This window comes from Streptomyces sp. NPDC087215, assembly GCF_044744885.1.
Lineage (GTDB): Bacteria > Actinomycetota > Actinomycetes > Streptomycetales > Streptomycetaceae > Streptomyces.
Genome location: NZ_JBIUZD010000001.1, coordinates 758,773 through 785,197 on the forward strand (window position 1 = coordinate 758,773; position 26,425 = coordinate 785,197).

27 protein-coding genes and 2 tRNA genes are annotated in these 26,425 nt (G+C 70.3%); 18 read left to right on the plus strand and 11 right to left on the minus strand.

Annotated elements, in window-relative coordinates; all coding sequences use genetic code 11:
• Positions 1 to 172: 172 nt before the first annotated feature.
• Together ACIO92_RS03230 and ligD are read right to left on the minus strand one after the other, a co-directional pair.
• Positions 173 to 1,060, minus strand: coding sequence for an alpha/beta hydrolase (locus ACIO92_RS03230; protein WP_402281038.1), 888 nt, complete (start codon positions 1,058 to 1,060; stop codon positions 173 to 175).
• A gap of 252 nt (positions 1,061 to 1,312) precedes the next feature.
• Positions 1,313 to 2,344 carry a non-homologous end-joining DNA ligase gene (gene ligD / locus ACIO92_RS03235; protein ID WP_402058558.1) on the minus strand — a complete coding sequence of 344 codons (1,032 nt, stop codon included), beginning with the start codon at positions 2,342 to 2,344 and terminating at the stop codon, positions 1,313 to 1,315.
• Between the two features lie 52 nt (positions 2,345 to 2,396).
• Here ligD and ACIO92_RS03240 point away from each other — a divergent pair, with 52 nt between their 5' ends.
• From ACIO92_RS03240 to ACIO92_RS03250, 3 genes are all read left to right on the plus strand, one after another.
• On the plus strand, positions 2,397 to 3,482 hold the full coding sequence (locus tag ACIO92_RS03240; RefSeq protein ID WP_366442848.1) for an ATP-dependent DNA ligase: 1,086 nt from the start codon (positions 2,397 to 2,399) through the stop codon (positions 3,480 to 3,482).
• A gap of 522 nt (positions 3,483 to 4,004) precedes the next feature.
• Complete coding sequence (locus tag ACIO92_RS03245) at positions 4,005 to 4,256, plus strand: hypothetical protein (protein ID WP_384851788.1); 252 nt, start codon at positions 4,005 to 4,007, stop codon at positions 4,254 to 4,256.
• Between the two features lie 168 nt (positions 4,257 to 4,424).
• Positions 4,425 to 6,422 carry an MDR family MFS transporter gene (locus ACIO92_RS03250; RefSeq protein ID WP_402281217.1) on the plus strand — a complete coding sequence of 666 codons (1,998 nt, stop codon included), beginning with the start codon at positions 4,425 to 4,427 and terminating at the stop codon, positions 6,420 to 6,422.
• Between the two features lie 130 nt (positions 6,423 to 6,552).
• Here ACIO92_RS03250 and ACIO92_RS03255 read toward each other — a convergent pair whose 3' ends face one another.
• Positions 6,553 to 7,011 (minus strand): YchJ family metal-binding protein, encoded by a 459-nt coding sequence (locus ACIO92_RS03255; RefSeq protein WP_366442846.1) that lies wholly within the window; start codon positions 7,009 to 7,011, stop codon positions 6,553 to 6,555.
• A gap of 113 nt (positions 7,012 to 7,124) precedes the next feature.
• On the opposite strand from ACIO92_RS03255, the gene ACIO92_RS03260 reads away from it, so the two are divergent.
• Positions 7,125 to 8,468, plus strand: coding sequence for a 6-phospho-beta-glucosidase (locus tag ACIO92_RS03260; protein ID WP_402281035.1), 1,344 nt, complete (start codon positions 7,125 to 7,127; stop codon positions 8,466 to 8,468).
• 111 nt (positions 8,469 to 8,579) lie between these two features.
• Complete coding sequence (locus tag ACIO92_RS03265; protein WP_401237404.1) at positions 8,580 to 10,472, plus strand: M64 family metallopeptidase; 1,893 nt, start codon at positions 8,580 to 8,582, stop codon at positions 10,470 to 10,472.
• Between the two features lie 161 nt (positions 10,473 to 10,633).
• Here the strand turns inward: ACIO92_RS03265 and ACIO92_RS03270 are convergent, their stop codons facing one another.
• From ACIO92_RS03270 to ACIO92_RS03280, 3 genes are all read right to left on the minus strand, one after another.
• Positions 10,634 to 11,440, minus strand: coding sequence for an SAM-dependent methyltransferase (locus tag ACIO92_RS03270; protein ID WP_366442843.1), 807 nt, complete (start codon positions 11,438 to 11,440; stop codon positions 10,634 to 10,636).
• Between the two features lie 74 nt (positions 11,441 to 11,514).
• Positions 11,515 to 11,751: a DUF397 domain-containing protein gene (locus tag ACIO92_RS03275; RefSeq protein WP_317875019.1), complete on the minus strand. Its 237-nt coding sequence runs from the start codon at positions 11,749 to 11,751 to the stop codon at positions 11,515 to 11,517.
• Positions 11,752 to 12,627 (minus strand): helix-turn-helix domain-containing protein, encoded by an 876-nt coding sequence (locus ACIO92_RS03280; protein ID WP_401237406.1) that lies wholly within the window; start codon positions 12,625 to 12,627, stop codon positions 11,752 to 11,754.
• A 263-nt stretch (positions 12,628 to 12,890) separates the two neighbouring features.
• On the opposite strand from ACIO92_RS03280, the gene ACIO92_RS03285 reads away from it, so the two are divergent.
• Genes ACIO92_RS03285 through ACIO92_RS03295 form a run of 3 tightly spaced genes read left to right on the plus strand, consistent with a single transcriptional unit; the run spans position 12,891 to position 14,588 of the window.
• Entirely contained in the window at positions 12,891 to 13,322 is a 432-nt protein-coding gene (locus ACIO92_RS03285; protein WP_402281215.1) for an ATP-binding protein, read from the plus strand.
• 5 nt (positions 13,323 to 13,327) lie between these two features.
• Entirely contained in the window at positions 13,328 to 13,843 is a 516-nt protein-coding gene (locus ACIO92_RS03290) for a hypothetical protein (protein WP_402281032.1), read from the plus strand.
• Positions 13,844 to 13,877: 34 nt separating this feature from the next.
• On the plus strand, positions 13,878 to 14,588 hold the full coding sequence (locus ACIO92_RS03295) for a class I SAM-dependent DNA methyltransferase (protein ID WP_401237410.1): 711 nt from the start codon (positions 13,878 to 13,880) through the stop codon (positions 14,586 to 14,588).
• Positions 14,589 to 14,705: 117 nt separating this feature from the next.
• Here the strand turns inward: ACIO92_RS03295 and ACIO92_RS03300 are convergent.
• Positions 14,706 to 14,790: transfer RNA gene (locus ACIO92_RS03300), tRNA-Leu, on the minus strand.
• A 543-nt stretch (positions 14,791 to 15,333) separates the two neighbouring features.
• Here ACIO92_RS03300 and ACIO92_RS03305 point away from each other — a divergent pair.
• The 8 genes from ACIO92_RS03305 (at position 15,334) to ACIO92_RS03340 (ending at position 20,448) form a co-directional block, all read left to right on the plus strand.
• Positions 15,334 to 15,543, plus strand: a complete 210-nt coding sequence (locus tag ACIO92_RS03305) for a hypothetical protein (RefSeq protein ID WP_189418471.1) — start codon at positions 15,334 to 15,336, stop codon at positions 15,541 to 15,543.
• A complete protein-coding gene (locus ACIO92_RS03310) occupies positions 15,527 to 16,039 on the plus strand; it encodes a DUF6879 family protein (RefSeq protein ID WP_402281029.1) in 513 nt (170 codons plus the stop codon). The genes ACIO92_RS03305 and ACIO92_RS03310 overlap by 17 nt, the downstream gene beginning before the upstream one ends.
• Positions 16,036 to 16,869: a helix-turn-helix domain-containing protein gene (locus tag ACIO92_RS03315; protein ID WP_402281027.1), complete on the plus strand. Its 834-nt coding sequence runs from the start codon at positions 16,036 to 16,038 to the stop codon at positions 16,867 to 16,869. The genes ACIO92_RS03310 and ACIO92_RS03315 overlap by 4 nt, the downstream gene beginning before the upstream one ends.
• Positions 16,870 to 17,170: 301 nt before the next feature.
• Positions 17,171 to 17,293: a hypothetical protein gene (locus ACIO92_RS03320; protein ID WP_391627703.1), complete on the plus strand. Its 123-nt coding sequence runs from the start codon at positions 17,171 to 17,173 to the stop codon at positions 17,291 to 17,293.
• A gap of 78 nt (positions 17,294 to 17,371) precedes the next feature.
• The gene (locus ACIO92_RS03325; protein ID WP_402055856.1) at positions 17,372 to 17,509 is read left to right on the plus strand and encodes a hypothetical protein; all 138 of its coding nucleotides are present in this window, start codon (positions 17,372 to 17,374) and stop codon (positions 17,507 to 17,509) included.
• A 14-nt stretch (positions 17,510 to 17,523) separates the two neighbouring features.
• Complete coding sequence (locus tag ACIO92_RS03330) at positions 17,524 to 18,711, plus strand: cupin domain-containing protein (protein ID WP_402281024.1); 1,188 nt, start codon at positions 17,524 to 17,526, stop codon at positions 18,709 to 18,711.
• Positions 18,708 to 19,613, plus strand: a complete 906-nt coding sequence (locus ACIO92_RS03335; RefSeq protein ID WP_402281022.1) for an aldo/keto reductase — start codon at positions 18,708 to 18,710, stop codon at positions 19,611 to 19,613. The genes ACIO92_RS03330 and ACIO92_RS03335 overlap by 4 nt, the downstream gene beginning before the upstream one ends.
• Positions 19,594 to 20,448, plus strand: coding sequence for a hypothetical protein (locus ACIO92_RS03340; RefSeq protein WP_402281020.1), 855 nt, complete (start codon positions 19,594 to 19,596; stop codon positions 20,446 to 20,448). The genes ACIO92_RS03335 and ACIO92_RS03340 overlap by 20 nt, the downstream gene beginning before the upstream one ends.
• Before the next feature lie 21 nt (positions 20,449 to 20,469).
• Here the strand turns inward: ACIO92_RS03340 and ACIO92_RS03345 are convergent, their stop codons facing one another.
• Both ACIO92_RS03345 and ACIO92_RS03350 read right to left on the minus strand, forming a co-directional pair.
• Positions 20,470 to 21,303 carry a recombinase family protein gene (locus ACIO92_RS03345; protein ID WP_402281018.1) on the minus strand — a complete coding sequence of 278 codons (834 nt, stop codon included), beginning with the start codon at positions 21,301 to 21,303 and terminating at the stop codon, positions 20,470 to 20,472.
• Between the two features lie 1,702 nt (positions 21,304 to 23,005).
• Positions 23,006 to 23,188 (minus strand): helix-turn-helix domain-containing protein, encoded by a 183-nt coding sequence (locus tag ACIO92_RS03350; RefSeq protein WP_402281016.1) that lies wholly within the window; start codon positions 23,186 to 23,188, stop codon positions 23,006 to 23,008.
• Positions 23,189 to 23,324: 136 nt separating this feature from the next.
• On the opposite strand from ACIO92_RS03350, the gene ACIO92_RS03355 reads away from it, so the two are divergent.
• Positions 23,325 to 23,927 (plus strand): hypothetical protein, encoded by a 603-nt coding sequence (locus ACIO92_RS03355; RefSeq protein WP_402281014.1) that lies wholly within the window; start codon positions 23,325 to 23,327, stop codon positions 23,925 to 23,927.
• A 107-nt stretch (positions 23,928 to 24,034) separates the two neighbouring features.
• Positions 24,035 to 25,237, plus strand: coding sequence for a tyrosine-type recombinase/integrase (locus tag ACIO92_RS03360; RefSeq protein WP_402281012.1), 1,203 nt, complete (start codon positions 24,035 to 24,037; stop codon positions 25,235 to 25,237).
• Between the two features lie 88 nt (positions 25,238 to 25,325).
• Here ACIO92_RS03360 and ACIO92_RS03365 read toward each other — a convergent pair.
• Positions 25,326 to 25,413: transfer RNA gene (locus ACIO92_RS03365), tRNA-Leu, on the minus strand.
• A 270-nt stretch (positions 25,414 to 25,683) separates the two neighbouring features.
• A complete protein-coding gene (locus ACIO92_RS03370) occupies positions 25,684 to 26,331 on the minus strand; it encodes a class F sortase (protein WP_402281213.1) in 648 nt (215 codons plus the stop codon).
• Between the last annotated feature and the right edge of the window lie 94 nt (positions 26,332 to 26,425).

Consider the following 26,425-nt stretch of genomic DNA (forward strand, 5'->3'; position numbering starts at 1 on the left):
ACCAGGGCGCGCGGCCGGTGCCGGAGGCGGGCCAGCCTCGGGCGGTGTCACGGTCGTCCGCGAGCCACCAGCCCGGACGTCACCCCGTCCGCCCCTTTTCGCGCGGCCCACCGGTCGGCCCGGTGGCGCCGGGGCCGCCGGACAGGACCGGGCCACGCTTCGGGGAGGGAGCTCACCCCGTCGTCACGCGCTCCCCCGACGGTTCCCCGGCGGGGGCGGCCGTCAGGAAGTCCATCGCCCCGGCCAGTACGTCCGGGTCCGTCAGGATGCGGCGATGGCCCAGTCCCCGGGTGACGACCAGCCGCGCCCGGTCACCGTGGGCGCGCGCGAGGGCCCGTGCCTGGACGAGGGGCACCATGTCGTCGTCCTCGTCGTGGAAGAGCAGGACGGGAGCGCCGAGCGCGTCGGGGTCGTGGTCGGCTCCGAAGCGGTCCCAGACACCGGGTTCCTCGGGCACGAGCCGCTGTTCGACGTACTCCCTCATGCACCGGACGACCCGGTCGTCCAGTCCGAGGCCGGTCCGGAAGCCCGCGAGGAGCAGATCGAAGGAACCGACGCCGCCGAGCCCGACGAACCGGCCGGTGCGGACGCCGTCGCGCAGGGCGAAGAGGGCGGCGAGGACACCGAAGGAGTGGGCGACGACGGCGTGGAAGTCGCCGTGCCACGCGTGGAGTTCACGGATGACCGCGCGGTACTCGACGATGTTGCTCGCGCGTCCGGGGGACTCGCCGTGGCCGGGCGCGTCGAAGGCGACCGGGCTGTAGCCGCGCGCGAGCAGCGCCTCGGCGAAGGGCGTCAGGCGCGAGGCGCGCGAGGACCAGCCGTGGACGAGCAGGACGGGCCGCCCGCCGTCGCCCCAGGCGTAGGTGACGACTTCCCTGCCGCGCACCCGGAGCCGTTCGGTGCGGGCGGCGGTGCGGAGCGCCCGTTCGGCCGGGCGGAGCTTCGCCCGGCCGAGGGGGCGGACGAAGAGGTGGAAGGCGAGCCTTCCGGCGGGACCCGGGGCGATCCGGGCCATGGTGTGGAGGACGGGACGGATGAGCGGGGCCATCGGGTACATGCCGGATCTCCTCGGTCGGCCTGGAGTGAAAAACATTAGCACGACCGTTCGTGTTGTTTTATGGTCGCTCCGAAGCGCCTTCCGAGGCCGCCCCCGGCGAGCCCGATCCCACCCGGCGCGGCGGCCCGATCCCACCCGGAGCCACCCATCCGCGCCGGAACCACCCGGCCGGACCCGAAAGCATCGACCCGCCCCGGAGACACCGACCCACCCCGGGAACACCGGCCCCGCCCCGGGGCGCCGCCCGCCCGCTCACCCCTCCCCCGGAGGCTCCTTCTTCGCCCGGCTGGGCTGCACCCGCTTCGGCTCGCCCGGCATCTTCGGGTATTCCGGCGGGTACGGCAGATCGCCGAGCCCGTGCTCGGCCTCGTCCCGGCGGGCCAGTTCGAGCAGGGAGTCCAGGGTGAACCGCTCGTCGTCCATGTCGGCGTGCACATCGCCCAGTTCGGCGTAGCGCACCGGCATCGTCCTGATGTCGAAGTCCCTCGGCACGGCGTCGTCGATCTCCTCCCAGCGCAGCGGCGCCGACACCGGGGCGTGCGGGCGGGGACGTACGGAGTAGGCGGAGGCGATCGTGCGGTCCCGGGCCGTCTGGTTGTAGTCGACGAAGATCCGCTCGCCGCGCTCCTCCTTCCACCACTTCGTGGTCACCCGGTCCGGCATCCGCCGCTCCAGTTCCCGCCCGCAGGCGATGGCCGCGCGCCGGACCTGGGTGAAGGTCCAGCGGGGCAGGATCGGCACGAAGACGTGCAGCCCCCGGCCGCCGGAGGTCTTCGGCCAGCCGCGCAGCCCGTGCTCGCCGAGGACCGCGCGCAGTTCGTGGGCGGCGCGGACGGCGTCGGCGTAGTCGGTGCCGGGCTGCGGGTCCAGGTCGATGCGGAGTTCGTCCGGGTGGTCGACGTCGTCCCGCCGCACCGGCCAGGGGTGGAAGGTGACCGCACCGAGGTTGGCGGCCCAGAGCACGGCGGCGGGCTCGGTGGGACACATCTCGTCGGCGGACCGGCCGCTGGGGAAGGAGATGTGGGCGGTCGGGATCCAGTCGGGCAGGTACTTCGGGGCGCGCTTCTGGAAGAAGGACTCGCCGGTCACCCCGTCGGGGTAGCGCTCCAGGGTGGTGGGGCGGTCGCGCAGGGCGCGGGTGATGCCGTCGCCCACGGCCAGGTAGTAGCCGGCCATGTCCAGCTTGGTGTAGCCGGGTTCGGGGAAGTACACCTTGTCCGGATGGGACACGCGTACGGTCCTGCCGCCGACTTCCAGTTCCACCGCTGCCGCCTTGCCTGCCATGCGCGCCAGCCTAGGGCTCGCCGACAAGTCCCGCATACCGGACAATCGACCTATGGATCTTCCGGTGATGCCGCCCGTGAAACCGATGCTCGCGAAGTCCGTGAAACGCGTTCCGCCGGGGATGCAGTACGAGGCGAAGTGGGACGGCTTCCGCGCGATCGTGCACCGGGACGGCCCCGAGATCGTCATCGGCAGCCGTACGGGCAAGCCGCTGACCCGCTACTTCCCGGAACTGGTCGAGGCGTTCACGACCCGGCTGCCGGAGCGGTGCGTGGTCGACGGCGAGATCGTCGTCGACCACGACGGGCGGCTGGACTTCGAGCGGCTGAGCGAGCGCATCCATCCGGCCGACTCCCGGGTCCGGACACTGGCGGCGCGCACCCCCGCCCGCTTCGTCGCCTTCGACCTGCTGGCCCTCGGTGACTCCTCGCTGCTCGACGCCCCGCTGGTGGAGCGGAGGGCCGCGCTCGAAGCGGCGCTCGCCGGGGTCTCCGCGCCCGTGCACCTCGCCCCCGCGACCCTGGACGCCGGGCTGGCCGCGCGCTGGTTCGAGCGGTACGAGGGGGCGGGTCTGGACGGTGTGATCGCCAAGCCGCTGGACCTGCCGTACCGGCCGGACGCCCGGGTGATGTACAAGATCAAGCACGAGCGGACGGCCGATGTCGTGGTGGCGGGCTACCGCTTCCACAAGAGCGGCCCCGTGGTCGGCTCGCTCCTGCTCGGCCTCCACGACGACCGGGGCGTTCTCCAGCACGTCGGCGTGTGCGCGGCTTTCACCGCCGCGCGGCGCGCCGAGCTGGTCGAGGAGCTGGAGCCGCTGCGGATGGACCCGCCGGACGGGCATCCGTGGGCGGCGTGGACGGACGGGGCGGCGCACGAGGGGGCGCGGCTGCCGGGGGCGCCGAGCCGCTGGTCGGGGAAGAAGGACCTGTCGTGGGTGGCGCTGCGGCCGGAACGGGTCTGCGAGGTGGGGTACGACCACATGGAGGGCGACCGTTTCCGGCACACCGTCCAGTTCAAACGCTGGCGCCCGGACCGCACCCCGGAGTCCTGCGGATACGGCCAGCTGGAGGAACCGCTGTCTTACGACCTGGCGGAGATCCTGGGACAGGACGACCGGACGGGCCCCGCCTCCTGAGGGCACCGGACGGGTCCCGCGCCCCGAGGACCCGGAACCGGCCCCGTGTCCGGAGGGCACCGGGGGCACCGGGGGCACCGGGGGGGCGCCTCCCCTGAGGACACCGGGGGCCACCCGCCCCGAGGACGCCGGACGGTCATCTGTCCTGAGGACGTCGACCCCTCCCCTATCCCTCCACACCCGGAAGACACAAATCCGGTGCGTGAGATGCTTCACATTCCGTTTGTGGCAAGCCGGGCCCAATCAGCCCTTTACGGCAGCCCGTTCGACGAACATGCGATCGATACGCAGGGACCGTGCGCAATCCGGTCCCCGCCGTCCGCCCCCGCACCTGCGGGAACCCCCGCTCCCGCGCGGTCCGCCGGAGCCGGGTCCGGCGGCCTCCCGCCGGGGCGGCCCCCCGAAGGGCCCCCGGCCCGTCACCGCACCGGGACGTCGCCGTGCCGGAACCCGTACGGCGATCCGGTACGTATGGAGGGCAGACCCCTTCCGTACCCTCCTCGGACCGACTAGGACTGACCCGTGATCACCTCGCCCTCGCGCCTCGTTCCCGTTCCGATCCCCGACCGCGTGGCCGCCCTGATCGGCTCCTGCCTGCCGCTGCACGTCCTTCAGGCGGAGGTCGACGCGGACTGCGCGGCCCGTGAGGCGTACCGGTTCCGGGCGCCGCTGTGCGCCGAGGACATGGCCGACCGCGAGCACGCCCTGTCCGTGCTCGCCCGTGCCAACAAGATCCTCGCGAAACACCATCCGCAACTCCCGGTCACCCCCTGACGGCCCGGCGGGATCCGCCCGTTCGGCCGTACCCCGCAGGCACGCGCCCGGAGCCGATGTGACGCTGCGAAGGTGACCACCACCAGCGACGCAGCATCCGCGCCCCCGGTAGCCACCGAGCCACCCGTGCTCGACGGCCGCCGCCGGAACATCGTCTTCGGCACGATCATGCTGGGCGTGTTCCTCGCGGCCCTCGACCAGACGATCGTCGGCACCGCGCTCCCGACGATCGTCTCCGATCTCGGCGGCGCCGCCCACATGTCCTGGGTGGTCACCGCGTACCTGCTGGCCGAGACCGTCGCCACCGTCCTGGTCGGCAAGTTCGGTGACCTCTTCGGCCGCAAGGTGATCTTCCAGATCTCGGCGGTCGTCTTCATCACCGGCTCGTTCTTCTGCGGACTCGCCACGAACATGACGCTGCTGATCGCCTGGCGCGGACTCCAGGGCATCGGCGCGGGCGGTCTGATGGTCACGTCGATGGCGCTGATCGCCGATGTCATCCCGCTGCGCGAACGCGGCAAGTACCAGGGCGCGATCGGCGCCGTGTTCGGCATCTCCACCGTCATCGGACCGCTCCTCGGCGGCCTGTTCACCGACCACCTCACCTGGCGCTGGGCCTTCTACGTCAACGTGCCCATCGCGATCCTCGTGGTCGTCGCCGCCGCCCGGACCATCCCGTCGGTGCGCTCCGCGAGCAGACCGGTCATCGACTACGCGGGCATCGCGCTGGTCTCCGTCGGCTCCAGCGCCCTGATCCTGGGCACCAGTTGGGGCGGGAACGAGTACGCCTGGGGCTCCGCGGTCATCATCGGCCTCTTCGCGGGCGGGCTCGTCGCGCTCGCCCTGTTCTGCTGGGTGGAGACCCGGGCGGCCGAACCCATGCTGCCCATGTGGCTGTTCGGGAACCCGGTCTTCACGGTCTGCTCCGTGCTCAGCTTCATCGTCGGCTTCGCCATGCTCGGCGCGATGACCTTCCTGCCGACCTATCTCCAGTACGTGGACGGGGACTCGGCGACCGTCTCCGGCATCCGCACCCTGCCCATGGTCCTCGGTCTGCTCATCGCCTCGGTCTTCAGCGGCAACGTGGTCAGCAAGACCGGCCACTACCGGATCTTCCCGATCGTCGGCTCGCTGGTGATGGGCGTCGGGCTCTATCTGCTCTCCCTCATGAACCCGGGCACCAGCACCTGGCTGGCGTCGCTCTACATGTTCGTCCTCGGCATCGGCATCGGCCTGTCCATGCAGGTCCTGACGATCGCCGTGCAGAACACCGTCGACTACGCCGACCTCGGCACCGCCACCTCGGGCGTCACCTTCTTCCGCACCCTCGGCAGCTGCTTCGGCACCGCCGTCTTCGGCACGATCTACGCCAACTCCCTCAAGCCGAACCTGGCGGCCGGGGTCGGCGAGGCCTCGGCGGTCGCCGGAAGCCTGGGGCTGGCCCCGGCCGACGTGGCCCGCGCCGCCCAGAGCCCTGCGGGGCTCCACGCGCTGCCCCCGCAGGTCGCGGAACCGATCGTGCGCGCCTACGCCGACACCCTGCACACCGTCTTCCTCTGGACCGTGCCGGTCGCCGCCCTCGGCTTCGTGGTCGCGCTCTTCCTCAAGCAGGTGAAGCTCCGCGACTCGGCGCGGGCCGCCGCACCCGACATGGGCGAGGGCTTCGCCTCCCCCACCACCTCCGGCGACTCGGCGAAGCTCCTCGAACTGACCGTGGGCCGCATCCTGCGCCGCACCGACCTCGACACGGCCCGGCGGATCGTCGCCACCTCCGACACGCGCCTGGACACGGCGGGCGCCTGGGCGGTCATGCAGGTCGAGCTGTTCACCCGGACCGTCGGGCACGCCAGCCTCGGCCTGATCTCGGCGGGGCGGCGGGTGCCGCCCGAGGTGCTGCTCCCGGTCTTCGACCGGATGGTCGACGAGGGCTTCCTCACCCGCGACGGCAACCTGCTCTCGCACACCCCGGCGGGACGGCGGGAGGCGGACGTCATCACCCGCGCCTGGGGCGACTGGCTCGCCGCTCTGGTGGAGCGGGAGAGCGGTCGGCCCAGCGGGCCCGAGCTGCGGAGGGCCACGGACGCCATCACCAAGAAGGTCATCGCCCAGGACCTGGCGAACGGCCTCCCGGGCGCCCGCTCGGAGGCACCGGCGACCGTCCGCTGAACATCCGGGCCGCCGGACGTTCCGGACCGCCCGATCACGGGACCGCCCGGCAGCCGCCCGCCCGGCGCCACCGGGCCCCGGCAGTGCGTCCCCGGCGACCCGCCGGAAGGCCCGGCGCGCCTCCCCGTGCCTACTCCGTGACGTCACCGTCCACGTACACCCAGGCACCCTCGTGCCGGGCGAAGCGGCTCCGCTCCCGCATCTCGCCCGGCTCGCCCCCGTGGACGTACCGCGCCGTGAAGGTGACGGTGCCCTCCCGGTGGAAGGGCGTGCCGTGGGTGACGGACTCGACCTCCAGGCCCGTCCAGCGGAGCCCCGGGTCGAAGTCCACCCCGTCGGGCCTGGTCCCGGGCGCCCAGGTGCGGAGGAGATAGGGCTCGTCGCGCACGACGAAGGCGCTGTAGCGGGAGCGCATCAGCAGTTCCGCGGTGGGCGCCGTACCGGCCGTACCGGTGTGGAAACGGCCGCAGCAGGTGCCGTAGACGGCGTCGAGGCCGCAGGGGCAGGGCGAGTCCGCCGTCACGGCGGGCGCGGTGGCCCGGGGGGTGCGGGCCGGGGAGGTACGGGGGCGGGTCTTGCGTCGGGACATGCCGCCATTGTCGCCCACCGGGCACCGCGGCGGCTGCCCGGCATGTGGACGGCGGTGTGGACGCCGGGCTCTCCTCCCGCTGCTCGCGGGGCCCGTCCGAGTAGCGTACGGGCATGAAACTGACGATTCTCGGAGGCGGCGGATTCCGGGTGCCGCTGGTGTACGGCGCCCTGCTCGGCGACCACGCGGAGGGGCGGGTCACCCGGGTCGCCCTGTACGACCTGGACGGGGGACGGCTCTCCGCCGTCGCCCGGGTCCTCGCGGAGCAGGGCGAGGGGGTGCCGGACGCGCCGGTGGTCACGGCGACCACGGATCTCGACGAGGCCCTGCGCGGGGCCGACTTCGTGTTCTCCGCGATCCGGGTGGGTGGTCTGGAGGGCCGTGCGGCCGACGAGCGGATCGCGCTCGCCGAGGGCGTGCTCGGGCAGGAGACGGTCGGCGCGGGCGGGATCGCCTACGGGCTGCGGACGGTCCCGGTGGCCGTGCGGATCGCCCACCGGATCGCGGCGCTGGCCCCCGACGCCTGGGTCATCAACTTCACCAATCCGGCCGGGCTGGTGACGGAGGCGATGTCCAGGGTCCTCGGGGACCGGGTCGTCGGCATCTGCGACTCCCCGGTGGGTCTGGGCCGCCGGGTCGCGCGGGTCCTCGGCGCCGACCCGGACCGGGCGTCGATCGACTACGTGGGCCTCAACCACCTGGGCTGGCTGCGGGGGCTGCGGATCGACGGCCGGGACGAGCTGCCGAGGCTCCTCGCCGACGAGGAGGCGCTCGGCTCCTTCGAGGAGGGCAGGCTGTTCGGCCCGGAGTGGCTGCGCTCGCTCGGCGCCGTGCCCAACGAGTACCTGCACTACTACTACTTCAACCGGGAGGCAGTGCACGCCTACCGGACCGCCGAGCGCACCCGGGGCGCCTACCTCCGCGACCAACAGGCCTGTTTCTACGCCGAGATGGAGAAGCCGGACACTCCGGCCCTGGCCGCCTGGCACCGTACGCTCGCCGACCGGGAGGCCACCTACATGGCGGCCAACCGGGAGTCCGCCGGGATCGGCGAACGTGACGAGGAGGACCTGGAGTCGGGCGGCTACGAGAAGGTGGCGCTCGCCCTCATGCGGGCCGTCGCGCGGGGCGAGCGGGCCACCCTGATCCTCAATGTGCGCAACGGCTCCACGCTCGCCGCGCTCGACGCGGACGCCGTGATCGAGGTGCCCTGCTTCGTCGACGCGAACGGCGCCCACCCGGTGTCGGTGTCCCCGCTGCCGTACCACGCGGTCGGTCTGGTGACGGCGGTGAAGGCGGTGGAGCGGGAGGTCCTCGCGGCGGCGGAGAGCGGTTCGCGGGCGACGGCGGTGAAGGCGTTCGCACTGCATCCGCTGGTCGACTCGGTCACGGTGGCCCGCCGCCTGGTCGAGGGCTACACGGCGGCCCACGAGGGCCTGGGGTACCTGCGCCCCTGAGACGTCCCCGGTTCGTCCCGGGCGCGTAGCGGAGTCGTACGACCGACGGAACGCGCCCACGGACGGGGAACATCTTTACGAGTCGGGGGGTGCGGCCTAGGCTCGCGCCCCATGACCTCACAGCGCAGTGGAGTACGCCGGGAGGTGGCCCGGCTCCTGTCGGTCTGCCTGCTGGCCGCCGGTCTGGTGGGAACCGTGCCCGCGGCGGCGCGGACGCCGACGGCGGGAGACGGGCCGGTCGTCGTGCCCGTGCAGACCACCGGACCCACCGACCGGCGGTTCAACCTGGTGTTCCTGGGCGACGGTTACACCACCGCCGAGATGCCCAGGTTCCGGGCGGACCTGGAACGGCACCTCAACACCCTGTGGTCCGTCGAGCCGTTCGCCTCCTACCGTTCGTACATCAACGTGTGGGCGGTGGAGTCCCCTTCGGCCGAGTCGGGGGTGGACTGCGATCCGGGTCTGGACGCACCCGCCCGCGACACCGTGCTCGGCATGGGCTTCTGGGGCGGCTGCAACCCCGGCAGCGTGCAGCGGCTGCTCACCGTCGACGGGCGCGAGGCGGGCGCCCTCGCCGACCTCGTCACCGGGACGCGGAGCGCCAACCGGCAGATCGTCGCCCTCGCGAACAGTTCCACCTACGGCGGCGCGGGCGGCGGTTACGCCACCGCGTCCGGCGGCAACGCGCTCTCCTCCCTCATCACCCCGCACGAGATCGGGCACTCGCTCGGCGGTCTCCAGGACGAGTACGACTACTACGGGCGCGGGGTGCCCGGCGGGACGTACACCGGTCCCGAGCCCGACTCCGCCCACCACACCCTGCTGACCGAGCGGGAGATGCGGGAGCGGCGCGCCAAGTGGTGGCGGTGGCTCGGCGAGGAGAGCGAGTCCGGCGGGGTCATCGGCCGCCACGAGGGCGGTCTCTACAGCACCGGGGGCGTCTGGCGGCCGAGCAGGCACTCCCTGATGAAGACCCTCGGCTACGCCTTCGACCAGGTGGAGCGGGAGGTGATGGTCCGGGCGATCTCCGCGAAGGTGAACCTGGTCCAGGACCACACGCCGAACACGGCGCCGGTCGGCGCGGACCGGACCGTCTGGGTCGACACCCTGCACCCCGTCGGCGGCGCGCTCTCCGTCACCTGGCGCCTCGACGGGCGCGTCCTGCCCGCGCGCGGCGCCCGCACCGTGGACCTGCGGGCACTGCGGCTCGCGCCGGGCCCGCACACCCTCACGGCGACGGTCACCGATCCGACGCCGTTCGTCCGCGACCCGGCCGTCCGCGCCTCCGCCGCGCTGACCCGGACGGTCGGCTGGACGGTGGACCCCGCCGTCACCACCGGGCGGGACGGCACCGCGCCCCGGTTCACCGGTCACACGCCGACCGACGCCCCGGTGGGGGCCCGTGCCGTCGTCCACGCGGACACCACCCATCCGGTGGACCGCGCCCCCGTGGTCCGCTGGCGGCTCGACGGCCGTCCCGTCACGACCGGCGCCGGCGACCGCGACCTGGACCTGGGCGCGCTCCGGGTCTCCCCGGGCACCCACACCCTGACGGCCCGGATCGCGGGCACCGGCGAGGTGCTGACCTGGACGGTGGACGCCCGGCCCGCCGCCGTCTCGTACGAGCTGTCGGAACCCCTGCGGACGGTCCGGCGGCCCGGACGGCCCGTGGAGTACGTCCACGACGGCCCGTTCACCATGCGGCTGACCGCGCGGGACGACCGGGAGGGCGCGGTGGTGAGCCAGTTCCGGGTGGACGGCGACGGCTGGTACACGTACTACGGCTGGCCGACGGACGCGGACGCGCCCTTCCGGTTCACGCCCGGCGGGACGGTCATCGACGATCTCGTGTACGGGAAGCTGGGCCGGAGCCGGGCGGTCCCGTGGGACGACGCCACCCCGGACTACGGCACGCACACGATCGAGTACCGGGCGATCGACGCCGCCGGGAACGTGAGCGGGGCGCGGAGTTTCCTGGTGACCCTGGTGCCGCCGCGCGGCTGACGGGCCCGTGACGCACGGAGGCCCGTGGACCGTCGAGGTCCACGGGCCTGTGCGCGCTGTTCCTGTGACCGGGCCTCCGGCCGGGCGGGCCGGGACCTCTCGGGTCAGGGCCCGCCGATCACGGTCCGTGGGGCACGGGTCCGTGGGTCACGGTCCGCCGATCAGGGCTTGCGGGCCACTCCGGCCCACCCCGGGATCGGCTCGTCGCCCGGGACCGGGACGGGCTCGCCCAGCTCCGGGTGCCATTCGGCGGTGAGAGAGACCCCGGGCTCGACGAACTCCAGTCCGTCGAAGAACGCGGCCAGCTCGTCGCGCGAGCGGGGCCGCAGGGTCAGTCCGCGCGCCTTGTACATGGCGGCGGCCTTCGCCGCGCCCTCGGGGTTGAAGTCCCCGGTGACGTGCGAGAGCACCAGATAGCTGCCCGGCGCGAGCTGGTCGACCAGCTTGCTGACCAGGTCGTACGCGCCGTCCTCGTCCCCGACGAAGTGCAACAGGGCCAGCATCGAAAGCGCGATGGGCTGATCGAAGTCAAGGACCTTTCCGGCCCTTTCGAGGATGATCTCCGGGTCGCGGGCGTCCGCCTGGATGTACTCGGTGGCCCCTTCCGGGGTCGAGCGCAGCAGTGCGGCCGCGTGCGCGAGCACGATCGGGTCGTTGTCGCAGTAGACGATGCGGGAGTCCCGCGCCGCCTGCTGCGCGATCTGGTGCAGGTTCGGCTCGGTGGGGATGCCCGTGCCGATGTCCAGGTACTGCCGGACGCCGTGGGCGCTGAGCCAGCGTATGGCGCGGTGCATGAAGGCCCGGTTGACCCGGGCCATGTCACGGCCCCGGGCGTCGACGGTGAGCAGCTGGCGTGCCATCGCCTCGTCGACCGGGTAGTTGTCCTTGCCGCCCAGGAACCAGTCGTACATGCGTGCCGGATGCGGCGTACTGGTGTCGATCCGTACGGATGCGGGGTCCTGGGTCATCGGCTCTCCTGGTGGGGACGATCGGGTGGCGCTACAGAAAGAGTTACGCGACGAAGCGGGTGGGACGGAAGGGCTCAGGTGAGAAGAAAGTCAGCCTGGCCTGATTTGGCCCCCTGGATGAATGCGGCGATCTCCCCATGGGTGTAGATGAGCGCGGGTCCTTCAGGGTCTGCGGACTGTCGCACGGCGACCCTGCCGTCGGCCAGTTTCATGGCTTCGACGCAGTTGCCCCCGTTCCCGCCGCTCCAGGGCTTGTGCCAGCCCTCGGCACCGAGCTCGGCGGCGGGCATCCCGTTGTATACGCGATCCATTCACAGCTCCTTGCGGAGATTCCGGAGAATCTCCTTCGTGCGTTGTGCAGTCGCGGCCTGCGCCGCCATGCGGTCCATGACCTCCAGGTGGGATGCCACCTCGGGGCGCGCGTCGAGGTAGACGGCGCCGGTCAGGTACTCGCTGTAGACCATGTCCGGGAGTTCCGGCATGGCGAAGCGGAAGAGGACGAACGGTCCGTACGTACCGGGATGGTGTCCGGACGCGAACTCCGCGATCTGCAGGGTGACGTTCGGCAGCTCGGACGCTTCGAGCAGCCGGTCGAGCTGGTCGCGCATCACCTCGGGCCCGGCGCCGACCGGTCGGCGGAACACCGTCTCGTCCATGATCACCCAGAACTTCGGGGCGTCCTCCCTGGTCAGCAGGGACTGACGCTCCATCCGCAGGGCCACATGCCGTTCGGTGTCCTCTTCCCTGTCGGCATCGCTGCCGCCGCCGACCGCTCCGCTGCGCAGAATGGCGCGGGCGTAGTCGTCGGTCTGGAGCAGACCGGGGACGAACTGGGGTTCGTAGGCCCGGATGAGGCTGGCGGCCCCCTCCAGGCTGACGTACATGGAGAACCAGCCGGGCAGCACGTCGTGGAACCGCTGCCACCAGCCGGGGAGGTTGGCCTCCTCCGCGAGGGCGATGAAGCCCTCCGCCTCGGAGTCCGTGATCCCGTACTCCTTCAGGAGGAGCTGCACGTACGGGATCTTCAGTGCGACCTCGGCGGTCTCCATCCGCCGGACGGTGGCCGGGGCGACCCGGAGGACCTTCGCGGCCTCTTCCCTCTTCAGGCCGGCACGCTCCCGCAGATCCTGCAGGCGCTTGCCGAGAACGACCTGTCCCACTGTGGGGGCGGACCGCGGCTCGCTCACTCTCAGACCTCCCCGACGCACTGTTTCGACGAGTGTGCCACGAAGCAGGGCCAGAGAGAACACGGCACTCTGCAATTTCCAGAGTGCCACTTGCCAAGTGTCCGAGTCAGGAGGACAGTGATCCGGTGAACCAGTACACGCTGTCGCCGTACGCCCCCGCGTCACCGCGACCGCGCCGTACGGCAAGTCCTGCCCACTGTCGTGAGGAACCGGTCGTGGCCTCTGGTAACGCGCAGCCTTCAGGTCTCATGAGCCCCCGAGTCATGGCCCAGCGCCCGCAGCAGCAGGCCGATACCGTCCGACGCTTCGCCTTCGAGCTCCCGGCCCTCACCGCCTCCGTCGCACGGGCCCGCAGACTCGCCGAGGAACGGCTGATCCTCTGGGGCTGCGGCCCCGGCATACGCGACACGGTCGCCCTGGTCGTCTCCGAACTCATCACCAACGCCGTGGTGCACACCGCGAGCGGCCGGGTGATCTGCGAACTCCGCGAGGGCGAGGAGACGCTCCGGATAGCCGTGCGCGACGAGGGCGGCCCGGCGGGCCCCCGGATACGCGACTGCGGCGAGGACGAACGCGGGCGCGGCCTCCTCATCGTGGACGCCCTGTGCACCGCCTGGGGTGCCGAGCGCACCGGACACGGCACCGCACAGGTCGTCTGGGCGGAGCTCGCCCACGGCATGGGGGAACCGTGCTGAGGTCCATGGCCACCCGCATGATGCCGCTGCTCCCCGCACCCTTCAGGTCCCCCACCGACCGCAGGTCTTTCAGGTCCCCCACCGACCGCGGGTCCTCCGGATCTCCCGCCCACCGCGCGCCGGAGTCCCGCCGCTCCCCCGCCGACCTGCCCCGCGAAGTGGGCACCACCCTCCTCACCGTTCCCGCCGGGCTCAGCACCGGTCTGGGCCGCGACGCCGTCGGCGTCCCCGCCCGCTTCGGCTTCAAGATCCTCTCCCGGCTCCCCGCCAAGGGCTGCGTCTACGCGGACTCCGACTGGTGGTGGTGGCTCGTCCCCTCCGGCTCCGACCTGGAGCTGGCCTGGCCGCTGCCCGCCTGCTACGCCCCCGGCGCCGAGATCCCCGACCGGGGGCCGCGCCTGGTCCACCACCCCGACGGCACCTCGCCCTACACCCCGCCGATCCCGCTCTACCTGCTGGTATGCCAGCTGACGGGCACCGCGCCGTCCTGGACGGCGCCCGCGGTGCGCAGCGCGCTCTGACGCGCGCGGACCGCGACGGCATAGGGTCGGGGGCATGTTCACCCCGCAGGGACCCAGCCTCCGCGAACTGGCCGTGCAGGCCCTCTCGTCGGTCGAGCACGGCTACGACCTCCTCGCGGAGAAGTTCGACGCGACCCCGTTCCGCACCTCCGACCGGGTGCTGAGCGCCGTCGCCGACGCCCTGGAGCCCCTCGGTCCCTTCACCACGGGCCTCGACGTCTGCTGTGGCACCGGTGCGGGCCTCGACGTCCTCCGCTCGGTCTGCGCGGGCCGGATCGCGGGGGTCGACTTCAGTACGGGGATGCTGGACCGGGCCCGTCTCGCGCATCCGGCCGCCACTCTGGTCCGCGCCGACGCCCTGGCGCTGCCGTTCGCCCCCGCCTTCGACCTGGCGGTCAGCTTCGGCGCCTTCGGCCACTTCCTGCCGGACGCCCAGCGCACCCTGTTCGCCCAGGTCCACGCCTCGCTGCGGCCCGGCGGCGTCTTCGCCTTCCCGCTCCCGGCCCCGCCCCGGGTCGGCTCCCGCGCCTACTGGACCCTGTGGGCCTTCGACACGGCGATGCGGCTGCGCAACACGGTCCGCCGCCCGCCGTTCGTCATGTACTACCGCACCTTCCGCCTCGCGGACGTCCGCACCCGTCTGAGGGAGACGGGCTTCGAGGTCACCCTCCTCCCCCTGGAGCCCCTGGGCCGCGGGGAGGACGGGAGTCCCCGGTGCCGACTGGCGGTGGCGAGAAAGCCCTGACGGGCAACGGACCGTCTCGGCGCGGTGGAATCCCCACGCCGACGGCCTTTCCTCACGACCCTCGTGCGGATACGAGAAATGCCGGTCGATTCGAGATCGACCGGCACTTTCCTTCGGTGTCCGAGGGGGGACTTGAACCCCCACGCCCGATAAAGGGCACTAGCACCTCAAGCTAGCGCGTCTGCCATTCCGCCACCCGGACAAGGTGTCTGCCGCACCAGGGCTTCCCCCTCGGCGACACACATAACTCTACCAGGGGTTTTCGCGGCGGATGCCCCTCGTCCCCGCACACATCCGGGCATACGGGAAGTGCCGGTCGATTCGAGATCGACCGGCACTTTCCTTCGGTGTCCGAGGGGGGACTTGAACTCTCCTCTCGGGCACCAGCCCCCAACCGCTCTGACCTGGGAAAACGCCCGTCGACAGGCTTGATTCCGGCGGGCGTTTCTCCTGTTCTTTCCTGCTGTTTCAGGCCCTCTCGGACCCCTGTTGGTCATGCGTTGGTCACGTGACCAACCCTCCTACGAGGAGTCCGTCCCTGGTCAGGCTTCCCGGACGGCGCCACGGGCTACGCCCAGTCTGCACGGGCACGTGCGCGACCGCGTACCAGGGTGGGCCCGGGGCGGTCGCCGCCCTGTTTATGCAAGGACACGCATAGTCGCGTTCACGCATAGACGCGTGACACCGCCCCCTCTAGTGTCGTTGGTCAGGCGGCCCAAACGGGGCCAGAGCAAGGGGGTTTGGCATGTCCGAACGTTCAGCACTCACCCGGCTCACGGGCAACGGCAACGGCGAGTGCGGAGAGAAGGACTGCCCGAACGTGTACCGCACGGCTACCGGATCGTTCGTGGTGCAGGGCGACGTGTCCGACGCCTTCACTCCGCCCTCCGGGGAAGGGCTCGTGGAAATCCCCGAGGCGGTTCTCAGGGAGGCATTCCGTGCACTTGGATGGTGACGCGTGGAATGACTGCTTCGATTCCATGGAGCGTGAGGCGTGGCGGCTGGAGACGCTGCCCGCCTACACCATGCCCCAGGAAGCGGAGAAGCTGAAGCGCTTCCTCGCCGGGGAGAAATCCCCCGACGATTACACGTCGGCATGGATGGACGAGGTTCGGCAATGGACCTCGGAAGGAAAGAGCGTCGGCAGGGTACACGTCGTGACCCGCCCACTCTCGGACTACCTTCGGTTCGAGTTCGAGTATTACTACCGGCACCACGTGAAGGCGGGCGAGGATATCCGCATCCTCGACCTAACCGACCGGGAGAACCCGGGACTTCCGGGCCAGGACTTCTGGATGTTCGATGAGTCCAAGGTGGTCCTGATGAACTACCGGGCGGACGGGACGCAGATAAACCGGGAGCTGTACGAGGGCGATCCCGAACCGTACCGGCAGTGGAAGCGAATTGCCGTTGCCGAGTCGGTTCCATTCCTGGAGTACGTGAGCGGGTGACGTTCGACCCTGAGCAGATGGGCCAGCCTAAACAGGAGCTGGCGGCCCTGCTGAAAGAACTACGCAAGCGAGCCGGCCTCACTGGGGACCGGCTCGCTCGGCGTTGCAACATGTCCCAATCGAAGATCAGTCGGATCGAGAACGGGAAGGCTCAGCCGAGCCTGCTGGACCTGGAAAGAATCCTCCGGGCTGTTGTGGCTCCGCCCGAGGTCATCGAGGAGGTCATCGCCCTTGCACGGCTGGCCAACACCGAATGGCAGGACCTGCGATCGCTGCGTCGTAGGGGCCTTGAGAAGAAGCAGACTGAACTTGCAGCCCTCGAATCCTCGTCTACGGAATTCCGCTTCTTCCTGCTCTCGATGATTACGGGACTACTGTCCACCCCTGAGTACATCCGGGCCAGCCTTGCCCATTCTCCGGCCGATGTCACTAAGACGATCGCGAGGAAGCTGGAGCGGCAAGAGGTTCTTTACGATACGAAGAAGCGGTTTACCTTCATCCTGACCGAGCAGGCTGTGAGGTGGCCGCTCCTGCCCCCGGCTGCGATGGCGATGCAGATTGATCGACTGGCCTCACTTACCCACTTTACGAACGTGAAGCTCGGCGTTATCCCCATCGCGGGATACAAGCCCATGGCGCCCATGGACACCTTCACCGTCTACGACAACACTCTGGCCACTGTGGAGAACACAACCGGTGTCGTGATCCTGAGAGATCCAAGAGACATCGAAATGCATCTCGAACTGTTCTCCACGCTGGAGGGTTACGCGTTGTTCGGAGAGGAAGCGCGAGCCTTGTTGGCGGAGTGGTCTGCCGCTTGCCGTTCATGATCTTTAGTCCATGACGGGAAAGAACTACACAGCCGCCGGTTTCTGGGCCAATGATTTCCCCCATGGCGGCGACCGAGCGAGACGAAACGAGAAACCGCGACGGCGGACGCATGACCCTGCGGGTGTCATACGACGGCGGCCGGACGTACGGCCCGGTTCGTGAGGTGCAGGTGGGCCCGCGCAACGCAGTGATCTTGGGTTCACCGACCAAGTACCCGCCCTGCGGGTGCCCTCGCTGCACGGGCCGCAGCTCGCCGTCTGTGAGTGATCTCCGCCCTGTCGCGGCGGAGCCGAAGACGGCGTGAGTCGTGGCCTGGGCCGCTGGGTGCTGCGCCACTTCGGCCGGTACGCGGGGCCGCTGTACCTGGCCATGATCCTCGGCGGCTGTGCCCTGGTTCTCGCCGGAGCCCTGGCGACCCGGTAACCGCCGGACTCGCCGCTGTCCCCCTTTGCTTCCCGCCTGATCCCGGGCGGGAGTCCCCGAGAAGAGAGAGGTAGTCCGATGGTGGAAGAGAACGCCGGTTCGGTGGCCCCCGAGGGGGGTGGCCTGCTCGTCGCGAAGCGGAAGATCGTGGCCGCGCGCACTCGTGCCGAGCAGGAGTCGGACGTCAGCGGTGGCCGTTCCGACGGCAACGACTGACGGGAGCGCCCACGTTGCTTGATGCAGCCTCGTGGGCGGGGCGTCTGGGCGGGGACAAGTTCCTCGCCCGGACGTACCACCGCTCCTACGCACACATCCCCGGAGCCGCAGACGCGGCGGGCCTGTTCTCCTGGGACGACCTGAACCGAATCATCGCCACACAGCGGCTGGAGCCGCCCCGGCTGCGCCTCTCGGTCGATGGCGAGATGGTCCCGCTCCACCGCTACGCCATCCCCACCACGAACCGCCGAGCGGTCACCTGGTCCCGCATCCAACCGTCCGACTTCCACGCCCAGCTCAGGGACGGGGCGTCGCTGGTCCTCGACGCGGTGGAGAAGATCCACCCCGCTGTGGGGGTGGCTGCGGAGGGGCTGGCTCGCTTCCTCGGAACTTCCGTGCAGGCCAACGTGTACGCCTCGTGGACCGAGCGGGAGGGCTTCGGCCGGCACTGGGACGACCACGACGTGGTGGTGGTCCAACTGCACGGCTCGAAGCGGTGGCGCCTGTGGGGGATGACCCGTGAGGCACCGACCTTCCGGGACGTGGAGTCACCGGAGGAGCCGGAGGGCGACCCGGTGGCGGACCTCGTTCTGTCCCCGGGTGACGTGCTCTACCTGCCGCGCGGCTGGTGGCACTCCGTCACCGCTGACCAGGGGACGGAATCCCTTCACCTCACCTTCGGCACGGTCGCGCACACGGGCGCGGACCTGATGCTCTGGGTCGTGGATCAGCTTCGGGCGTCCCTCGCGCTCCGCAGGGACATCCCGCGCTTCGGCTCGCTGGCGGAACAGGCGGACTTCACCGACGCCCTGCGCCGTGAGGTGGCCGACATGATGGCGGACCCGCGCCTCGTGGAACGGTGGGCGGAGTCGATCGACACGACCGACCTGGGCCACGCGATTCCGTCCCTGCCGTACGTGGATGGACTGCCAGCACGGGGCGAGATCACGGTCAAGCTCACCGCTCCGAGGGGTCGCCTGACGGCGAACCGCGAACAGGGCACGGTCACCTTCTCGGCGGCCGGTACGGCGTGGGACTTCGCCGAGTCCGCCGCTCCCGCGCTGGGCACGCTGCTGACCAACCAGCCGACCACGCTCGGCGAACTCGCCGACTCCGCCGGGCTGGAGGTCAAGGAGGTGGCCGAACTGGTCTCCGTCCTCATCGACGGCCACGCCGTCGCAGTCGTGGGGACGGCGCTGTGACCGCCGCGCTCTGCCTGGGGACATACCGCGTGCGTGCCGTCAGTCAGGCGGCACGCACCGCCCTGGCCGCCGGTAGCCCCTGGGTGGACACGGCACCCAACTACGCCCATGGCCGGGCGCATGAGGAACTGCGCCCGGTTCTCGGGGAGTACCCGACCGTGCGGGTAGCCACGAAGACGGGGGTCTTCACGGAGAAGCAAGGCCGCACCGCACTGGCTGAGGACTTGCTCACCCGGGAAGAGGCGGCCGGTAGGCACAGCCTTGAGCGGGGCTTTGTCCGCTGGCAGACGGAGCGGTCGTTGGCTGCGCTCGGGCGCGTGGACCTGGTGTTCGTGCACAACCCCGAGCACCACGGCCAGCGCCTTGACCGTACGGCTCTGCACGGGCGTGTGCGGGAAGCGTTCACGGCGCTGGAGGAGTTCGCCCATGCGGGCCGGATCGGCGGGTACGGCGTCGCCACCTGGTCGGGCCTGACCTCCGGGGCGTTCAGCGTGCCCGAGTTGCTCACGCTGGCCCGGCAGGCGGCGGGTTCCGCCGAGCACCACTTCACGGGGTTGCAGATGCCCGTGAGCCTGATCATGGATGCCCCGATCACGCAGGCCCTGAACGGCGGCGGGCCGCTGGTGCAGGCGAAGGATGCGGGACTGATCACGTTCGGCTCCGCTCCCCTGCACGGGGGCGAACTTCTCGAAGCCATGACACCCGAACTGGTGAACCTCATCCGCCCCGGCCTGTCGGCCGCAGCCGCTGCCCTGCTGGCCGCTGGCTCGTGCCCTGACCTCGATGTCGTCCTCACCTCCGCGAGCACCCGCGAGCACTGGGACGATGTGGCCAAGGCTCTGGCTGCGCCTCTGACGGCCCAGGAACTCAGGAGGGTGACGGATGAACTCGCCTCTGAATAAGGAGGTACAGGCTCTGATGGAGGCCGCCCACGACCGGGCGGCCAAGGCACTGGGCCTCACCTGCACGGGGCCACTGGCGTGGGGCTTCCTCGGTGTCACCCTCGGACGCCGAGCCGGGGACCGGTGGCTACGGGTCAGCCGGACGGCGAAGAGGAACGCGGGCAGGAAGCAGGGGGAGGGCATCGTCGGCGCCTCCGAGCTGGTGCCTGACGGCGTCCCCCGCCCCCGCTTGTACGAGGTGCACGACTGGACTGACGGGGACTGGGCTTTCGAGGCGGAAGTCCTGGACTACGTGACGCAGCCGATCGTGTCCCCGGACCGGGCCGACATCGACCACGACCCGGGGTTGCCTGACGAGTGGTGGGACGAATTGCTCCGAACCCTTGACCTGCTGGCGGAGGCGGAGGGAGTGAAGGTCACTGTCCGGGACGGCTGGATCGAACGCGCCTTCCCCCAGTTCCTCGGCATCCCCGCACCCGCCAGGGTGGAGCGAGTGACCGGTCACGGTGACCTGCACTGGGGCAACCTCACCGCTGCACCCCTGACCCTGCTGGACTGGGAACGGTGGGGCTTGGTCCCCTTCGGCTATGACGCGGGGCTCCTGCACGCCAACAGCCTGCTCGTTCCCGATGTAGCCGCCCGCATCCGAAAGGAGTTCGCGCCGACCCTCGACAGCCCGGCCGGCCGAATCGGGGAACTCGCTGCGCTGGCGGAGATGCTGCAAGCCGTAGCCCGTGGCTGGTACCCCGACCTTGCACCCCAGCTCGTTGCCCGCGCGGAGGCGCTCACCGGTGTTCGCCCACCCGTCCCGGTGCGCTCCGAGGTGAGCGCCTGACTGCGCCCCTGTGTGCCTGTCTCAGGCGCTCTCACCGATGTGCCGGTACAAGGTGGCTCGGGAGATTCCAAGGGCCTTAGCGATGGCTGTGACGCTCTCTCCCTTGGCGTGCCGGGCACGGGCTACGGCTAGCTTGTCGTCGTCCACGACGGAGGGGCGTCCACCGTGGTTGCCCTTGCGGGCCGCAGCGTCCAGCCCCTCCAACGTCTTCTCCCGGATGCCTTCCCGCTCCACCTCGGCCGCCACGGCCAGGACGGCGAACACGATGGCGCCCGCCCCGTTCGGGTCGTACACGCCCTGCAAGGGACCGGAGAGGAGTTCCAGTTGGATGCCGTCCGCTTGCAGGGTGGAGGACAGCGTCATGAGTTCTGCCGCGTTGCGGGCAAGGCGCTTCATCTCCACCACCGTGAGGATCACCGGTTGGTTCGGGGCGGCTGTCTTGATGTCCCGCGCCAGGGTCAACGCCTTCTCCAGTTCTGGCCGCTCCTTCACGCGGGTGCTGATCTTCTCCGAGAAGACGCGGTTGCAGTCGGCACGGGCGAGTAGATCCAACTGGGACTGGAGTTCCTGCCCGACCGTGGAGCAACGGGCGTAGCCGATCCGTATCGCTGCGCCCGGCGTCGTCTCGGGTGCCTGCACCACGGGTGCGCCTTGCGTCCACGCCTTGCCGGGGTTGCGGTCGGCCGGGGTCTTCACGGCGAGTTCCGCTTTGAGAGACGGCACCAGGGCGAAGCGGCCTGTGTGGTAGTTCGCTGCCACCTTGCCCGCTCCCGTCCGGCAGGGGCTACCGGCGGGGGCTTCGCACTTCGGGCAGGGGTGACGCTCGACCTGATCGGCCGGGGTGTTCGTGGTCATGATCGGGACTGTCTCATAAACGTGTCTCGAAAGCCAGTCGTGAGACGGATCTTTTGAGACGGGTTTCGAGATGCTGGAGTGGGGGCGAAACGGACATGCCCCGGAGTTCGGCGGAGCGTCTCACTATCGAAGGTTATTGAGACGCCCTGTCGTGATCACTCTCCGCGTTGCCCGTGGTCCTGGTGCTCGTGCTCACCCCCCGGGCGGTGGGGCGCTGCCGCGCCCTGGCTTGCGCTCTCTCTCCGCCCTGACTGCCTGCCCTGTTGTGAGGTTGTGCGCCTGCCTGAGCGCCTGCCGCTTCGCTCTCGCCTCCTCGGGGGCGTACGACCTGTCGGCCGCCCATAGAGGCGTACAGCCGTTCGCCTGCCATGCGGCACGGGCAAGCCTGCCGACGGCGGAGGGAAGGGCAGGGCTCACGCCTGCCAGGGCGACGGCGAGACGGACAGCCGAGACGTACGAGGCGACGGCGAAGGGGTGGGGGATGACCCCTTGACACCGAAGTCGAGGACCGCCCTGTCATGGCAGCAAAAATCCTGCCACCATCCCAAGGTCGATCAGGCGACGGCGAGACGAGCAGGGCAGAGCACCACCGGTAGCCCTTAGCAGGGCTCCCACTGCCACGGTTCCGGAGTCGATCACACGACGGCGGACAGAAGCAACGGCGGAGAAGTAGCAGGTGGGAGCGCTGGGCCTAGCTCGGGCGGCATTCGGGGGCTGCACAAGAGTGAAGCCTTACGAGGCTTCGCGTAAGCCGCCTTGCTCTGTGGCCGCGTAAGCGGCCCATGCGCCTTGCCACAAGTCGAAGGGCTTCGCATTGTGGGGGCGCGGCAGCGCCCCGCCTGGCCAGCTTCCTGAGCTTGCCCCTGTCGGCCCCCTTCGGGGCCGCTCTGTCGAAGCGGGCTTCCTGATGTGCGGCCGGAGGCCGCCACTCCTGCTTACCTCTTCGCCGTCGCGCTTGCCGTTGGGGGGCGCTGCCGCGCCCCTGCTTCCCTTCGCCGCTGCACGTAATTACGTAAGTTGCCTCACGCTGTCGGCCCCAGAGGGGCCAGGCTCGTAGGGCTTTGAACCTACTGAGATAGATAAAGAGCAGGCGAACGTTTCCCCAGGTCAAGGCATGTACCACGACACGTGCCGCGTGTCCCTCCGCCACGCCTGACGTGTACGTTCCGGGTGTTTGTACACCTGCCGGGTGTCGTCCGGGCGGGGTGAGCGCTCAGGCGGCGCGCGTCCAAGGGGTGACGTCGCCGTGCACGCTGCACCTGCGGCCTCCTCGGCCGCCCTTCTGGAAGTGGTGATGCGGCAGGGTGAGGCATCGGACGGTTGAGTCGTGCCCGATGAGGTCCAACTCCTTGGCCCGCGCGACCGCGTTCGTGACGCTCTGCCTGGACGGGACGACTCCGCCATCACCAACAAGGACCGTGGCAAGCTCACCCATCCGGAACTCTGCGTGACCTATCTGATTCGCACGCCATAGGGCTGCGAAGTAGACGCGGCAGTGAAGTAGGTGCCCGTCGTTCCTGGCCATGAGTTCGGAGTGAGCCTGAGAAATGCCGCCCCATTCAATGCCGGGCCCGAAGTCGATGCGCACTGAGTCGTGATCCTTCCGGTATGGCGCGGTGTGCGCCGGTAGTCGGTGGTTCGCATGTGCTCCCTTCTGGTAGGCACGGCCAGCCGTCCGGCTGGCTTGGGATTGGAGCTGAGGTCAGGCGGCTTCCCGGCAGTCCCGTTCGATCCAGCGGTCCACGTCGGAGGGCCGGAAGCGGAGGTGTCCGCCGATCTTGCAGGCGGGGATGTTGAGTGCTCGGTGGTTGTTGTAGACCCACGCGGGCGTCACGCCCAGGTACTCGGCCAGGTCGGTGACGCTCATCAGGCGGGCGTTCTGCAAAGGACGGCTCCTCGGTCAGCGGAGGGGATGGTTCCCCTCGGGCTGCTCATCCTGAGTTATCAGTCCGGTTCAGTCAAACCCGGATGCGTCACATCTGGACTTGCCTCGTTCGGTTGCGTTCCGTAGGTTGTCGGCCATGACTGAGAAACCAGAGCACCCCGAAGAGGGGAAGCACCTCCCCGGAGAGCACTTCACAGAGACGGTGCAGGAGATCGGGCCGTGGCGGGTCGCGATGCTGTGGCCGCTCGACACTGTCGCGGGCGCGGGCGGTCCGCGATCCATCCACATCGAGCCCCGAGATGGGGCCGACTCCCAGGAAGTCGCACGGGGCATCACGACCACGATCCTCCGCAGGGTGGACATCACCGCAGCGGCGAAGGAAGCGGAGGACTTCGCCCCGTGGGCGCGGATGGCACGCGGGGCCGTAGAGGATCTGCAACAGCGCAAGGTCGAAGAGTTCCGGAAGAGGCTCGCCGCGCTTCCCAAAGGCGTGTCTGACGAGTACCTCGCCGTGGTCTCCGATCTCTATGTCCACGTCGTTGAGGCGGGACATCGCGCCCCGCTCCAGGAACTGGAGACGTGGACAGGCACGAAGCAGGCCACGTTGAAGGGTCACCTTCGAGCGGCGCGTCAGCGCGGCTTCCTGACCAAGGTCGAAGGCAAGGCCGGCGGACGGCTCACGGACAAGGCGATCGCAACGCTGAAGGGGATCGATGCCGAACAGGGACGACAGCCGTAGCGGCTGGGGCAGAGCGAGGGGGAACTAGCCGGGTGACAAAGCGCGGCAACGGGCTCGGTGGGACTCCGGTGGAGATCCCGCGCACGGGCCGACCGAACACCTGGGGCGTGCGTACGCCCCTGCACTTCGATCCGGCGACGGGCAAGAGGGGGCGCTACTGGATAGACCGGGAGTACAAGAACAAGACCGAGGCGGAACGGGCGCTACGCAAGTGGCACACCGACCATGAGGCAGGCACCCTCACGCCCCGCTCCGACATGACCATGGGACAGCTCATGGACGGATGGCTTGCCAAGCACCGGGGCGAGGACACGACCAAGGAAGGGTACGAGCCGAAGATCCGGCTGCACATCAAGCCGCACATCGGCAAGGTCAAGGTGGTGGAGGTGACGGACGAGCGGCTGGACGAGCTGTACCGGCTCTTTGAGAGCACGCCCATCGAGGCGAACGGGAACAAGCCGCTTGGACCCAAGAGCGTCCGCCACATACACAACATCATCTCGGCGGCGCTGGACTCTGTGACCGGACCGAGGAAGCTCCTCACGGTCAACCCGGCCCACACTGCCAACCCGCCCACGGAACGGCAGATCAAGGCGGCACAGCCCGACTTCCCCACGCTCAACGATCACGAGACGACGCACTTCCTCAAAGAGATATGGAAGCCGTGCGGCAACCGGGCCTGTGACGACGGCCTGACTCACCACTGTCTTCGGGATGCCCCGCTGTGGACCGCCTACGCGACCACCTCATGCCGCCGCAGCGAAGTCCTGGGGTGGAAGTGGTCGCTCATCCACTGGGATGAGTGCGCCATCGAACTGGGCTGGGTCGTGGTGGAGGAAGGCAACACGTACCGGCTGCGGAAGCTGACCAAGGACGGAGACGACAACGCGATCATCTACGTAGACCAAGCCCTGATGAACATCCTCAAGTGGCAGAAGGAACGCCAGGACGCGGAGCGGGAACGCCTCGGGGATCTCTGGTTGGACCATGACCTCGTGTTCGCCCGTGACGGCTTCAAGCTGTACCGGGGCGAGGCAGGCGGGCCGCAGGACCCCGAGAAGGTGTCGGCCCGCTGGCGCACGGCACGCAACCGCCTGCACCTGCCGGACAACTTCCGGCTGCACGACTGGCGGGCGTCGAAGATCACGAACGATCTCGACAACCACGAGAACCCGGTAGAGGTCTCCGCCAACGCCCGGCACCACTCGCCGGGCTACACCATGGCGCGCTACGGCAGGCGCCGCGCCGAAGGGGCGAAGAAGCTGGCCGCTTCGAGTGCCAGCCGTATCGGCCTGTCATCCCTGGTCTGACCAGGAAGTTCGCTCGGCTGTTGGTCACGTGGTTGGTCACGCCACAGGCGGAGAAACAGAAAAACCCCAGGTCAACTGGGGTTTCTGCTGGTGTCCGAGGGGGGACTTGAACCCCCACGCCCGATAAAGGGCACTAGCACCTCAAGCTAGCGCGTCTGCCATTCCGCCACCCGGACAAGGTGTCTGCCGCACCGGGGCTTCCCCCTCGGCGACAACGCAACCGTATCAGGGGTTCACGGTGACTTTCACCCGCGTTTCCCGTGGTCAGACGGTGGGCCGCCCTCTTTGTCCGGCTGTGGGCGGAGAGGGGGAGAGTCCGGCGCCCCCCGACGCCGGTCCCCCTGGGGTCACCCTGGCGAGGAGGCGGGCGGGCGGCCAGTCGCGGCGCGGAGTCCGTCAGGTCAGCGGAGGCCGATGGTCGGATCGTCGGAGGCCGGTGAGGCGGGTCAGCGGAGGCCGGTGAGGCGGGCCGAGACCACGACGTTGCCCGCGTAACCGCTCCCCTCGGTGAACCGGCCGCCGCAGGTGATCAGGCGGAGCTCCGGGGTGCCCGTGTCGCCGTAGACCCGGGCCGCGGGGAAGGCGTCCTTGGGGACGACCTCCGCCCCGTACACCGTGAAGACGGCCGTCCGGCCGTCGCGGCGGGTGACCTCCACCCGGTGGCCCTTCCGGAGGGCGCCGAGGTCGTAGAAGACGGCCCGGCCGTTCGGGGTGTCCACGTGACCGACGACGACGGCCGTGCCCCGCTCCCCCGGCGTGACCGCCCCGGTGAACCATCCGGCGAGCCGGTCGTCCTCGGGCGGCGGGGCCTCCATCCAGCCGTCCGCGTCCAGGCCCACTCCGGTGACCGGCGCGTCGACGCCCACGGCCGGCACCCGGACCCTGACGGGCGGTGACGCGGGCAGCGGGCGCGGTGCGGAGACCCGCACGGCCGGGGCCGTCGGCCCGGGGACCTCGGGCCTGGCCGCCGCGACCGGCTGCGGGGGACCGTCGGCCCGGAGTTCCTCCGTACCGCCGCGCACCAGATGGACGCCGACCAGGAGGACCACCGCGACGAGGCCCCAGGCGCCGTGTCCGCCCGCCGGTCCCGGCAGGGCCGGGAGCGTCCACCGGCCCGGGGCCTCCGGGCGGTCCCCGGCCGTGTCCGGCGGGCGGCCCGTGTGCCCTGTGCCGTCCCACCGCCCCACG

What these genes read in the sequence shown, in the direction of transcription:
- ACIO92_RS03230 (WP_402281038.1), bottom strand. Translation starts at nt 1,060, where the DNA reads ATGTACCCGATGGCCCCGCTCATCCGTCCCGTCCTCCACACCATGGCC.
- ligD (WP_402058558.1), bottom strand. Translation starts at nt 2,344, where the DNA reads ATGGCAGGCAAGGCGGCAGCGGTGGAACTGGAAGTCGGCGGCAGGACC.
- ACIO92_RS03240 (WP_366442848.1), top strand. Translation starts at nt 2,397, where the DNA reads ATGGATCTTCCGGTGATGCCGCCCGTGAAACCGATGCTCGCGAAGTCC.
- ACIO92_RS03250 (WP_402281217.1), top strand. Translation starts at nt 4,425, where the DNA reads ATGCTGGGCGTGTTCCTCGCGGCCCTCGACCAGACGATCGTCGGCACC.
- ACIO92_RS03255 (WP_366442846.1), bottom strand. Translation starts at nt 7,011, where the DNA reads ATGTCCCGACGCAAGACCCGCCCCCGTACCTCCCCGGCCCGCACCCCC.
- ACIO92_RS03260 (WP_402281035.1), top strand. Translation starts at nt 7,125, where the DNA reads ATGAAACTGACGATTCTCGGAGGCGGCGGATTCCGGGTGCCGCTGGTG.
- ACIO92_RS03265 (WP_401237404.1), top strand. Translation starts at nt 8,580, where the DNA reads ATGACCTCACAGCGCAGTGGAGTACGCCGGGAGGTGGCCCGGCTCCTG.
- ACIO92_RS03270 (WP_366442843.1), bottom strand. Translation starts at nt 11,440, where the DNA reads ATGACCCAGGACCCCGCATCCGTACGGATCGACACCAGTACGCCGCAT.
- ACIO92_RS03275 (WP_317875019.1), bottom strand. Translation starts at nt 11,751, where the DNA reads ATGGATCGCGTATACAACGGGATGCCCGCCGCCGAGCTCGGTGCCGAG.
- ACIO92_RS03285 (WP_402281215.1), top strand. Translation starts at nt 12,891, where the DNA reads ATGGCCCAGCGCCCGCAGCAGCAGGCCGATACCGTCCGACGCTTCGCC.
- ACIO92_RS03290 (WP_402281032.1), top strand. Translation starts at nt 13,328, where the DNA reads ATGGCCACCCGCATGATGCCGCTGCTCCCCGCACCCTTCAGGTCCCCC.
- ACIO92_RS03295 (WP_401237410.1), top strand. Translation starts at nt 13,878, where the DNA reads ATGTTCACCCCGCAGGGACCCAGCCTCCGCGAACTGGCCGTGCAGGCC.
- ACIO92_RS03305 (WP_189418471.1), top strand. Translation starts at nt 15,334, where the DNA reads ATGTCCGAACGTTCAGCACTCACCCGGCTCACGGGCAACGGCAACGGC.
- ACIO92_RS03325 (WP_402055856.1), top strand. Translation starts at nt 17,372, where the DNA reads ATGGTGGAAGAGAACGCCGGTTCGGTGGCCCCCGAGGGGGGTGGCCTG.
- ACIO92_RS03340 (WP_402281020.1), top strand. Translation starts at nt 19,594, where the DNA reads ATGAACTCGCCTCTGAATAAGGAGGTACAGGCTCTGATGGAGGCCGCC.
- ACIO92_RS03345 (WP_402281018.1), bottom strand. Translation starts at nt 21,303, where the DNA reads ATGACCACGAACACCCCGGCCGATCAGGTCGAGCGTCACCCCTGCCCG.
- ACIO92_RS03355 (WP_402281014.1), top strand. Translation starts at nt 23,325, where the DNA reads ATGACTGAGAAACCAGAGCACCCCGAAGAGGGGAAGCACCTCCCCGGA.